The organism is Faecalicatena contorta (genome assembly GCF_021531895.1).
Lineage (GTDB): Bacteria > Bacillota > Clostridia > Lachnospirales > Lachnospiraceae > JAFBIX01.
Genome location: NZ_JAFBIX010000015.1, coordinates 78,587 through 90,171, shown reverse-complemented (window position 1 = coordinate 90,171; position 11,585 = coordinate 78,587). Strand labels below are relative to the sequence as shown.

At 38.0% G+C, this 11,585-nt stretch carries 10 protein-coding genes; all 10 read right to left on the bottom strand.

The window, feature by feature from the left end; genetic code table 11:
* Positions 1 to 365: 365 nt before the first annotated feature.
* The 10 genes from JQM81_RS07620 to JQM81_RS07575 all read right to left on the bottom strand — a co-directional run bounded on the left by JQM81_RS07620 (position 366) and on the right by JQM81_RS07575 (position 11,525).
* Positions 366 to 1,598 carry a DUF6070 family protein gene (locus JQM81_RS07620; RefSeq protein ID WP_235232919.1) on the bottom strand — a complete coding sequence of 411 codons (1,233 nt, stop codon included), beginning with the start codon at positions 1,596 to 1,598 and terminating at the stop codon, positions 366 to 368.
* Between the two features lie 8 nt (positions 1,599 to 1,606).
* Positions 1,607 to 2,815, bottom strand: coding sequence for a DUF6070 family protein (locus JQM81_RS07615; protein ID WP_235232923.1), 1,209 nt, complete (start codon positions 2,813 to 2,815; stop codon positions 1,607 to 1,609).
* 227 nt (positions 2,816 to 3,042) lie between these two features.
* A complete protein-coding gene (locus JQM81_RS07610) occupies positions 3,043 to 3,882 on the bottom strand; it encodes a hypothetical protein (protein WP_026649394.1) in 840 nt (279 codons plus the stop codon).
* 55 nt (positions 3,883 to 3,937) lie between these two features.
* Positions 3,938 to 4,147: a DUF6070 family protein gene (locus JQM81_RS07605; protein ID WP_028087876.1), complete on the bottom strand. Its 210-nt coding sequence runs from the start codon at positions 4,145 to 4,147 to the stop codon at positions 3,938 to 3,940.
* A complete protein-coding gene (locus tag JQM81_RS07600; protein ID WP_028087877.1) occupies positions 4,144 to 4,338 on the bottom strand; it encodes a hypothetical protein in 195 nt (64 codons plus the stop codon). The genes JQM81_RS07605 and JQM81_RS07600 overlap by 4 nt, the downstream gene beginning before the upstream one ends.
* Complete coding sequence (locus JQM81_RS07595; protein ID WP_195508604.1) at positions 4,328 to 6,439, bottom strand: penicillin-binding transpeptidase domain-containing protein; 2,112 nt, start codon at positions 6,437 to 6,439, stop codon at positions 4,328 to 4,330. The genes JQM81_RS07600 and JQM81_RS07595 overlap by 11 nt, the downstream gene beginning before the upstream one ends.
* Positions 6,440 to 6,568: 129 nt before the next feature.
* A complete protein-coding gene (locus JQM81_RS07590) occupies positions 6,569 to 8,290 on the bottom strand; it encodes a lysozyme family protein (RefSeq protein ID WP_235232918.1) in 1,722 nt (573 codons plus the stop codon).
* Between the two features lie 25 nt (positions 8,291 to 8,315).
* Complete coding sequence (locus JQM81_RS07585; protein WP_055181113.1) at positions 8,316 to 8,723, bottom strand: DUF6075 family protein; 408 nt, start codon at positions 8,721 to 8,723, stop codon at positions 8,316 to 8,318.
* 89 nt (positions 8,724 to 8,812) lie between these two features.
* A complete protein-coding gene (locus JQM81_RS07580) occupies positions 8,813 to 11,152 on the bottom strand; it encodes a VirB4-like conjugal transfer ATPase, CD1110 family (protein ID WP_235232917.1) in 2,340 nt (779 codons plus the stop codon).
* Positions 11,133 to 11,525 carry a PrgI family protein gene (locus JQM81_RS07575; protein WP_055171577.1) on the bottom strand — a complete coding sequence of 131 codons (393 nt, stop codon included), beginning with the start codon at positions 11,523 to 11,525 and terminating at the stop codon, positions 11,133 to 11,135. The genes JQM81_RS07580 and JQM81_RS07575 overlap by 20 nt, the downstream gene beginning before the upstream one ends.
* Positions 11,526 to 11,585 lie beyond the last annotated feature (60 nt).

Sequence of the window (11,585 nt, the reverse complement as noted above, 5' to 3'; positions counted from 1 at the left end):
TGGGTGCTCTTGACATGTTCGTTCATTTTTGCTATTAAATAGACAACGGCTTAACCGCAGAAAACTGCCATTAAGCCGCTTAATTATCATAGAAGATCTCAATTTACAGAAAAAATTTCACACCGTCTAAGTCTAAATAATATGCCAAGAAAAATACACCCAGATTTTTCTGGGTGCTCTTGACATGTTCGTTCATTTTTGCTATTAAATAGACAACGGCTTAACCGCAGAAAACTGCCATTAAGCCGCTTAATTATCATAGAAGATCTCAATTTACAGAAAAAATTTCACACCGTCATAAATAAAGAGAACTGATAGCATAATTTCCTGTTATCAGTTCTCTTTATTTCATTCTTCTCTACTGATCAATTCTGCAAATTACCTAACCGGTACTGATACCTCGGTATATTATCAATACCATTATCTAAAATCCTGTTTCCAACATACTGAATCGTTCCATCATCCTGAATTTTCATCGTAAGTTCGTGTGTAATAACAGCATCATTACATACAACAGAATCACATACTGCATGAATTGTCAAAACAATGGTTCCATCTTCATTATGCCTGACTTCTGTTACTTCCGGTAAAGACAAGCCAAAATGTGTTGGTGAATAATTACCATATCCCAATCGTTCCCAGATAAACATATTACTTTGTTCATCGTAGACCGCCCATTCTTTCAATTCTTCTTTTGTAACAGGAAGATATGTCATAATTACATTTTCGAACTCTTCTGCTGGAATTCCCACAACCTCTTTTTCTGCCGTAAATTTTTCTCCATATTTCATTTGATAAAAATATTCATAAAGTCCATTATAATCCAACCCCTGCATATCCTCCGCATTCCAGTTTGAACATAACAGATTGTTTCCATGATAGCCGAACGTACTCACATATTTTTTTAAATATTCCCGACACTCCTCACTCAAAGGCTTTACCCGGATAATACAACTTCCATCTACAATCTCTGTCACTTCCGGTGGTTCAGGTACGCATAATTCATAACAGAAATTCCCATTTTCAGTATATGCCCATTCTTTTATTTTTGATAGCGATATGTATGTAAGTACAGGCTCTGTATCCTCACTCCAGATCATTTTTGCGGACATCACACTCATTTCTTTTCCATCATAACTATATTCTTTTCTGGTAATTCCACCATCTGTATCTGCTTCATATAAAATTACACTTCCTTTTTCTTCTTGTTCTGCAGATTTTAAAAATTGTTCCATCTTCTGATAATTATCCATAACAGAATAATGATCGGAACCAATGACCGGATTCCCATTTTGTTTGATAATTTCTTTCATCCGATTCATCATTTGCTCAGCAGTGTTCTGATCTGCTTCTTGTATTCCATTATATTCAGAATAAATATCTCGGATAATGCCCATAATTTCTTCACAATCGTTCACAGCTTCCTTTTTCTTGTCTTCATCGATTGGTAGATTATATCCCTTATCCGGATTTTCCATGGTAGTGTTTTTCTGATTCTTCTCATTTTTTACATCTGTGCTGTTTAACGATATCTTACTTTCACAGGAAGTCAGAATCATTCCTATACAAAGTACTAACAAAATACTTTTTCTTTTCATATTGCCCCCTAATTATTACTGTAATTCTCTTCCCACTCTTCTTCTGTTAACCTTGGCATATACCACCCTGCATTTGCATTTTGATCTGACTTGATTACCTTATTTGATAAATACTGGAAACTTCCGTCTTCCATAGGTTTTATCATCAATTCACTGGTGATTGCCTGATCTAACATTCTGATTTCCCATACTGCTTCTATCGTAAGTTTTAATGTTCCATCTTGTAATTTTTCATATGAGATAACTTCCGGATATGGCTCATATGGGAATTCACAATCATATAACCCTCGCGGTCTGTATCTAAAAGTTCTATTATCAGAGTTATAAAAAGTTCCTTTTTCAATCTCGCTATTACTAAATGGTAAATAGGTCTTTATAACCTCTTCAAACTCATCTTTTGGAACTTCATATTCTGCTCCACCATAATTTGCTTCATATGGAACTTGCTTTCCATATTTCATATAATACATTTTTTCATAAAGATCATAAAAATCAAGTTCCGTATAATTCTGGTTATCCCAATTTGTAATCAACAGATTATTAAGTGCATACCCCAACGGCATAACATATTTTCGATTCAATTCTCGGCATGTTTTATCTAATGGCTGCACTCTGAATCCAGTTTCACCCGGTGCTCCATTAAATCCCGGTGGGTGATATTCCTCCAGAAACAAGTATCCTTTTTCTGTATATTTCCACTCATATGCTTCATATTCATCATAATAATTAGCCTGTGGGCTATTATCCTTCCATTTAACCTGACATAATCGAACATTTATCTTTCCATTCATTGACTCTAAATGATATTGTATAATTTCCCCTTCATCAAATACAACAACAATATCTACTGCTGCCTGTTCTTCTTTCTCTGCTGCTTTGCAAAAATCTTCTACTTTTTCACGATTGACCATATCAATCTGATTATCACAATCTACTGCCGCATATCCTTTTTCTTCCAGACAATTGATAATTTTTCTTTTCGCCTTTAATGTATTTAACTCCGACTTCTCCTTCATATAAACAGACCGAAAAGTTTGCGCTGTTTTTTTTACTTCTGCATTCATTTCAGATTCTACGGTTTCTTTCTTTTCTTCTTTTTCCGTAATTCGATTTTGGCCGCATCCTGTAAAAACAATAAGAACTATCAATATCATCGCAATTTTCTTACATATGTAATAATTCCACATAAAAATTTTTTTATTCTTCAAAATACTCATCCAATATTGTTGCATCTTTTTTAACAACATAACCACTTCCACCGATTCCTTTCTTCTAATTTTTTTGTTCCTTAAATCTTACGCTTGTAATATTTAAAAATCAAGTCTATTTTCAGGAATTGTATACTCCAGATTCACCATCTTTATGTGCGATATATCCTATTTTATTACCATCCTCTATATCTTCTCCATTTTTGTTACCCTGTCATTTTAAAGAACATCCTTACTTACACTGTTACATATTTTTCCGCTTCTTCTTTGCACTTCAACGTATTTCCATGCCCAATTACATATTCCATACATTCTTTTCCCTGCTCTTCTTTTCCGATTCGGTAGTAACATACTCCCAGCAGGAATCTGCGTGTAACCTCATAATAAGGCAACTTTTCCGTATCATTTTCCAGTAATCTTACTGCTGCCTCATCTTCACCTTTCAGCATCAAATTTTTTGCCATAAACAGTGGATTCTTTTGAAATACTTTCCCTGCTTTTTCTAATGTAGCCGAATAACCTGCCGCATCTTTCTCCTGATATTTCTTCGACAGTTCGAGATTCGTCATGACCTGCTGCCAGGAACGTCCCTCTCTTTTTCCTTCCCATTCATTCTTTATATACTCTTCTGCCTTCTGCAACTGCCCATTTATGATCAGTGCAACTACATATTTAGACTCAGCTATCAGCATGACACTTTTTTGAAATCCATGATAATCCAAGCTCTTTCCGTACTTTATCAACTCTTCCAGCATTTCTGAATATTTTTCTGCATCACATTGCTGTGACAGAATCCGGTCAATTTTTGAAAAATCTCTGAGAATGTCCCTGATTAAAATGAATATACCTGCAATCAGATCAACCACCACGCAAATCCACAGAAGCCAGGGATCTGTCGTGACCCAGCCCGGCTGCTTCACATCGAAAAAGAGTACTGTCTCCTGATGCGGGAACGGATTTCCTTTGAAAATACTCACCACACAGATCAATGCTGCATAAATCAACAGCACATTCCGTATCATCCTGATGCGTCCATTTTTCTGCTTTTCATAAATCTTTTTTATCTGCTCTTCCATTTTCTCTACCTCGCTGTCACACTATTTTTGTACCTACAACATAATTATACATAAATTAATATTGTAGCGAATCTCTGTTCGGTTGTACAATATCTACTGCTGCCTGTTCTTCTTTCTCCGCTGTTTTGCAAAAATCTTCCACTTTTTCACGATTGACCATATCAATCTGATTATCACAATCTACTGCCGCATATCCTTTTTCTTCCAGACAATTGATAATTTTTCTTTTCACCTTTAATGTATTTAACTCCGACTTCTCCTTCATATAAACAGACCGAAAAGTTTGCGCTGTTTTTTTACTTCTGCATTCATTTCAGATTCTACGGTTTCTTTCTTTTCTTCTTTTTCCGTAATTCGATTTTGTCCGCACCCTGTAAAAACAATAAGAACTATCAATATCATCGCAAATATCTTACATATGTAATAATTTCCCATAAAAATTTTTTTATTCTTCAAAATACTCATCCAATACTGTTGCATCTTTTTTAACAACATAACCACTTCCACCGATTCCTTTCACATTCTCAACCATACTGATAAGAAGAATTGGTTTGTCCACGCTTTTATCTGCCGTAAACACCGAAAACCACCCGATTTCTTTGCCAGAAGTATCTTCTTTCGTTGCCTTCAACTCGGCTGTCCCTGTTTTTCCAGCCAGCAAAATATCGTCACGATGTGCAGCATATCCGGTTCCTTCCGGATCATTTACAACACCTTCCACCCCTTGCATAATTTCTTCTACATTTTCTTTGCTAAACGCATTTTCTATCCATGTTTCACCGGATGCTTCTTCTTTGTATTTCAAATACGGTTTTATCATATTCCCTTCATTTAAAAATGAAGTATAAATACTTGCCAGATGTAATGGATTTACAAGAATCTGACCTTGCCCATAACCACTATCTGCCAATTGTATTTCTGTTTCTATTTTATCTGTATTGGAATATGTTGATTCCTGCATCGCAATCTCAAACGGCATATTCTGATTAAATCCTATTTCATTTAAAGTATTCATAAAATTCTCACTACCAATTTTAAGAGCTGCCTTTGCAAAATAAATATTATCAGAATAGATAATTGCATTTTTCATAATAACCGGTTCATATTCATGAAGTGTTGTCACTTGATAAGATCCCCAAGACGAATCTTTCTGCCATGCCAAACCTTCATTTCCAAAATCTTCTTTTGGATCTATGCTTCCCGTTTTCAACCCAATTCCTGCCACAACTGGTTTAAATGTTGAGCCAGGACACCATACTTGACGGAAACGATTATATAATGGTTTCTTTTCATCTTCGTTTAATGATGTCCATTTCTCTGATGATATGCCCCGTATAAATTCATTATTATCATAAGATGGGGTACTTACCAAAGCCAATACTTCTCCCGTATAAGGATTCATTGCGACAGAACACCCCGGATCTTCTTTAAACTGCTCGTATAATGATTTTTGCAAATCGGAATCTATCGTTAATCTTATATCCATACCATCTTCTTTAAAAATACTTGCAAGAACCTCTTTTACTTCCCCATCACTATCCAAAATCTTTATATCACAACCATCTTTTCCTTTTAATTGCTTTTCGTATAACTTTTCCACCCCAGATCTTCCGATTACACTTTCTGCTGAATATCCTTCCCCTGGATGATTTTCCAAATCTTCTGCTGTTACAGACTGTACATAACCTATTAAATGAGCTGCTGCCTCCCCTAACTCATAGGTTCTAACTTCCACATCTGATAGCATAACCCCTGGAATTTCCAAAAGTTTATTCTGACAATCCTGCTCCTCAAGTGTCTTTTCTTCTGGCTGTATTTTCATTAAATCTATTTCTTCTACTTTCGGAATAGTTTCAATTGGTACAAAAGAATCTTCTTTTACCCACTTTGCTGTGAGTTTGTTATTTATTGTTTCTACATCTATCTCTAATAACTCCGCTATTTTTTCAATAGATACATTCCTGTCTTCCAGCTTTCCCGGTATAATGCCAACTGATGTTGCTACTCCTTTTCCTGCAAGCATTTTACCATCTCGGTCTAATATTTCTCCTCTCTCCGCTTTTGATGTAGTAACACTTATTTTATCATCACTCTCTAAATCTGGAAAAATCAGGCTATCCTGCCATACTAATTTATATCCCTGTTTCGTCTTCTTCAGTTCCGCCATATTGTCAAATTGTATTGTTCCGGCAATTGTATTACATGATGTTTCATACGAAAGCGTAACTGTATCTGCTTTTTTCTCTTTCACAGCTATATGACTGATTTTAATGTCACTGACCTCTATTCCTTCGTATATCTTAGAATTTCGTTGTATGTATTCTTCTTTTGTCAGATAAACTTTTTCATCTGAATCTATCATAGTATACATTACTTCATATTCCTTTTTTTCAATATGGTTCATATATTCCACAAGTGTGTCTTCTGGTGATTCCGTTATCGTCCTTTTTAATAAAACACCTCCTGAAACAGCAATTACTGTTATAGCTACTATCAGCCCAAAAATCTTACAAACGTAAGATTTTTGGATATTTTGCTTTTTTCGTCTTCTTTTCATAGATATTCCTTTCTTCTAATTTTTTTGTTTCTTAAATCTTACGCTTGTAATATTTGAAAGTCAAGTCTATTTTCAGGAATTGTATACTCAAGATTCACCATTAGACTATCACACTTTTTCTCCTGCCTTTTAATATGCCGGAACACCATATCCATAAATATTACTACTTCCGATACTGTAACTTCGTCTTGCCACTTTATCTCCACTGTTACCTTCTATGGTATTGACGGTTCCACCACTGACACTCTCTACAATTCCAACATGGTCAATCGTTCCATTATTCCCCCAGTCAAAGAAAATAATATCTCCTACCGCCGGGGTATAACTGGCGTCCCGGAACCTGCCTTTACTTTCAAACCATTTCACACCGTCCGAACAAAGAGAGAATTTTGGAATAGCTCCACTCTGGATATAACCACTCTGGTCTGCACACCATGACACAAAGCAGGCACACCACTCTACTCGGCTTCCAAATCCATACCAACTCCAGTAGGTTGTTCCGCCTTTTCCTTCCTGAGATGCTGCTACCTGAACGATTGCCTGATTACCGATGCCTGTCGGGATTCTTCCAAATGCATAATACTGAAGCACATGCGGTACATACTGCTTGTCCCCATAACTGCTCCACCCCATTCTCTGTGCCATCATATCAGAAAATTCTGCTGCATTTGCAAGGGTATATCCACCTCTGGCTTTCGCCCATTCCAGATATCCATTTCCATAGTTGTAACTTTGCAATGCCAGTTTAATATTTTCCATATCCAGAGGATTTTTTACCCCTGCACGTTCCAGACAGCTTTTTATTTCCTGCACACCACAAGAAATCGAATACTCTGGATCTGTGATTCCATTTGGCTGTCTGGGATATTTTGTATTAAAGCTCCCTTCTGAACACTGCATCGGGTCAAGTCCTCTCCCACCTGATTCCTGCATCATAATGGCTTTGATTAGTTCCACATACTCTCCAATGCCATATTGCTTTGCATACTGACGGATTAGTGGTTCGTATGCTTCTACTTCTGCACTAACCGAAGAAACCGTACTGGAATTATCCCCACCTGTCATGCATAGAAATCCACCAAATAAAATGACGATAATCAAAATCATAACCGCAATCCAACCGCCTGCAGTCAATGCACTCAGTAATGCTTTTGTAGCTTCCATCAACGCTTTTATCGCATGTGTTACCGCTTTTGCTGTCTTTTTCACTGCAATCGTGGTATCTCGTGCTGTCTGTCTTGCTGTCTGCACTGCTTTTTCTGCCTTTTTCATGGAATAATGCATTGCCTGGACATAAGCATTTGCTGTCTGCTCCGATGTTTTGATACTGGTCTTTGCCGTTTGTTCTGCAGTCTTGACCGCTTTTTCAGAAGTCTTGATAATACCTTTTCCGGTATTCTTTACAACCTGTTCCGATGCTCTCCCGGTCTTGATGGTTCTTTTATCCCGTTCAATGGTCTTGATTTTTTTGACAGCAAGTTCTTTTCCCTGCTTCTGTGCCGTTTCTCCGCCTGAAGACGGTACTGGTCGGATTTGTTCTTTCGGCTGGTAAACTGTTTCTTCGACAGGCGAAGAAACAGAAGTTTTCTCTTTCCTCCGTTCAATAATCTTTCCTGCCTGTCTGCGTACCTGATGCCCTGTTTCGTGAAAAATGTGGTCAGCATACTCGCTGGCCACATCTTCTGCATAACCTACCGGATTATTCTCTCTATCACTGGATTTCTCCGTCGATTGCATGACAGTTTCTTTTGTTCTGACATAAGACTGCTTAATATGGTCTGTCACTGTAACCGTCTTATCTAATACTTTAATATCCTTATGGACTTGGCGTGTTTTTATCTTACGATCCATCGCTTTCCTCCATTTGAATTTTTATCTAGCGTTCATGATTGGTTTCTTTTTTGCTCACCTGTGGCAACTCCCGACAGTATTCCGGGTACTTTATGCGGATTGCTTCATAGAAATATGGTGCATAACCACAATCAAACATCTCGTATGGAGTAGACAAACTTTCTTCTCCCTTCTCCACATATCCATTCCATAAGTTAAAAGCCAGTCTCGTCAATCGTGCCGATCCGCCTGTTTGCCACCCTTCATGCAGTGCTTCCGGTTTAATCAAACGCTCCTTAAAATCAAACATGCGATCAACATGATTTCTGGTATCTTCAGAAATTCCCACACAATAAAAAAATGAACTGTAATAACTGTCGTGCTTTCCGCATTTTGCTAACATCTGATAAAAAAACTTTTCGTGTTCCTTTGATGAAAATCTGATTTCTGACATAGTTGCCTCCTTTTCCGGCACTAAAAAAGCGCCACAAATTGTGACGATTTCCAGTGCGTTGCTTTTCATTATTCAAAATATTTTTAGTTTTACATTCTTCCCCGGTTGATACTGTCCTCTCCCGGCTTTGTGGTCATCAGTTTATACAACCTTGTATTGGTCGGGAATCTATTGACGAACGGTACAAGTGAACTTCCGTATTTCACCAAACCGCAACCGGCATCTGCATTTGTGATATATCCCATTTGCTCAGTGGAGATATTCAGAAGTGTTGCCAACTTTGCTCTGTCCGGCTCTGCCTGATTAAGCATCACGATATACTCACTGTTGGAAATCATCGTACTTGCAAGAACAGAATCTAACAGATATTCCACGTTCTGGGTAATTGCTGTCGGAAATGCATTACGCTTACGAAATCTTCGCCATGCAGAGTTAAAAAATGCTCCGGAATACTCATTTTCAAATACTACATGAAACTCGTCTAAGAAAATATGGGTTCGTTTTCCCTGTTTCCAGTTCTCCGTTACCCGGTTCAACATTGCATCAGTGATTACCAGAAGTCCCATAGTCTTTAACTGTTTTCCTAAATCCAGAATGTCGTATACCATGATACGGTTATTCACATCAACATTACTTTCATGTGCAAATGCGTCCAGACTTCCATTGGTAAATAATTCTGATACCAGTGCCAAATCCTGTGCTTCCGGTTCTTCCTGTTCTAAAAATTTTTCACGCAGCACCCGCAAAGTCGGCACTGCTCCGCCATGCTGATATTCCTCATAAACTTCTCCTACACATCGGTCAATAATGGAACGTTCCTTTGCATTGATTCCTTTTTTATCCAATTGCTCAAACAGAGATAAAATAAACTGTGACTTCTCAATCACTGGATCACCGCCATCTCCATATCCGTCTACCATATCCATTGCATTGATATGGTCCCGGCTTCCTGCAGCAATGCGAACCACTTCTCCGCCCATTGCTTCAACTAATGATGCATACTCTCGCTCTGGATCACAAATCAGGATATCGTCCTGCGTTGCCAGTGCCAGGAATACAATCTGCATTTTTGCATTAAAGGATTTTCCACTTCCCGGTACTCCTAAAAGGAATAAGTTTGGATTTAACAGTTTTTCTTTATTGCACATGATTAAGTTATGGGAGATTGCATTTTCACCGCAATAGATTCCTCCTGCGTCCATAATCTCCTGCACCCGGAATGGCATCAACACTGCTACACTCTCCGAAGTCAGTGTGCGGACTGCCGGAATCTTTCGGTGTCCGATGGGAAGTGCTGTATTTAGTCCGTCCATTTGCTGAAATTTCAAAACTGAAAACTGGCATAACTTTTTCCGTCCAATGGTCAGAAGTGTTTCCGTATCTGCGTCAAGCTGCTTTTTCGATTCTGCAGTATGCACCATAGTCAGTACACCGAACATCATACGCTGGTCACGTGTAGTCAGATCATCCATGAACTCTTTACTTTCTTTTCTCTGCTGTTCCAAATCATAAGGAATCACTGCGGAAAAGTTGTTATTCGCATTCTGCCGTCTCTGCCAGTTCGTGATATTTGTCTCCACACCAAGCAGACGTTTTTCCACTTCCTGTACTGCTTCATCAGTCGGGACCGGAATCACATCAATGCTCAACATCAGATTTCGATTCATGTCGGTCAGTTCTGCTATCATATCGTCTTTAATGTAAGAAGCATACTCCCGAAGAAAGAGTACCCTTCCGTAACGCTCTCCCATGCGGAAATAATCTTTTTCAAATTCAAAAGTATCCGGGCAGATATAATCTTTGAAGCTGTGCCCTTTTCTCATACTCTCCTGAATATCAAAATGGAAACCAGATTCTTCTCCTGTACGGTAAAAATCATGCAGAATCCGTAACTTATCTTCTCCATTTACCTCTGCACATTTGGAACCCAGTCTTGCAAAATGGCTGTTCAGCTCTGTTGTCACTCGTGCAAAATACGTTCTCGCTTCTTCGATCGTTTTCTTATAGCAGGATACTGTCACATATTTTTCCTGCACCATGCTGTTGGAACTGGTTGCCTTATCTAAAAGCATGTTGTTATACTCTTTCCGGTATAAATCCAATCCGTCCTCCTGCATCGGAATCAGAATTGCTTTTTCAAAATCCACTTTATTCAAGCGACGATTATTGATCGTTATTTTTGTTGTTCCACCGCAATCGAACGAATTTAATAAATCCATATATTCCAGGAACATTGTTTCCTTATCAACTTTGCTCGCCACTGCATAGTTAATATCGGTAAATTTATAAGTACGTGCAAATTTATTTCTCCCGATTTTAAAAATCCCATCTGACCAGATGGTCTCGATGGGAATTACCTGCTGTACGCTTCTTGGAATTACAAATTTTTCTTTATCCTGCTTGAAGATATTACTCAGCGTTTTCATCATTTTTCTTGCGTCCCTCCTTCTTCAGACTTTCTTTCTCATATTTTTTAATGACTGGTTCTACCGCATCAAAATAAAGATTTTCTGACCGGAACACCAGTTTTTTCGGCATCAGGATTTCCGATTTAATCCATGCCCAGATAAACTGCTCCGCTGTCATTCCATGATATTTTACAAACCCGAACACTACACATGGGGCAGCTCCCAGTACACAAATCCAACTCACTGTTTCCATACTCATGTATGGGTGAAGCAAAAAATAAAGCCCAACGGCAATCCCGCAGGCTAATCCTGAAAAGATAAACTGTCTTAGGGACAATCCGAAAAAGATTGCTTCCGTGTAATCCCTGATTTCCTTGTTAATTTTTACTTCCAAAACGATACACCTCCAAATCGCACATTTGTTATATTTTTCCTGTTCTGTTACACTTTGGGT

Excerpts from the sequence above, each read along its gene's own strand:
- JQM81_RS07620 (WP_235232919.1), bottom strand. The coding sequence starts at position 1,598 with ATGAAAAGAAAAAGTATTTTGTTAGTACTTTGTATAGGAATGATTCTG.
- JQM81_RS07615 (WP_235232923.1), bottom strand. The coding sequence starts at position 2,815 with ATGAGTATTTTGAAGAATAAAAAAATTTTTATGTGGAATTATTACATA.
- JQM81_RS07610 (WP_026649394.1), bottom strand. The coding sequence starts at position 3,882 with ATGGAAGAGCAGATAAAAAAGATTTATGAAAAGCAGAAAAATGGACGC.
- JQM81_RS07605 (WP_028087876.1), bottom strand. The coding sequence starts at position 4,147 with ATGAAGGAGAAGTCGGAGTTAAATACATTAAAGGTGAAAAGAAAAATT.
- JQM81_RS07595 (WP_195508604.1), bottom strand. The coding sequence starts at position 6,439 with ATGAAAAGAAGACGAAAAAAGCAAAATATCCAAAAATCTTACGTTTGT.
- JQM81_RS07590 (WP_235232918.1), bottom strand. The coding sequence starts at position 8,290 with ATGGATCGTAAGATAAAAACACGCCAAGTCCATAAGGATATTAAAGTA.
- JQM81_RS07585 (WP_055181113.1), bottom strand. The coding sequence starts at position 8,723 with ATGTCAGAAATCAGATTTTCATCAAAGGAACACGAAAAGTTTTTTTAT.
- JQM81_RS07580 (WP_235232917.1), bottom strand. The coding sequence starts at position 11,152 with ATGATGAAAACGCTGAGTAATATCTTCAAGCAGGATAAAGAAAAATTT.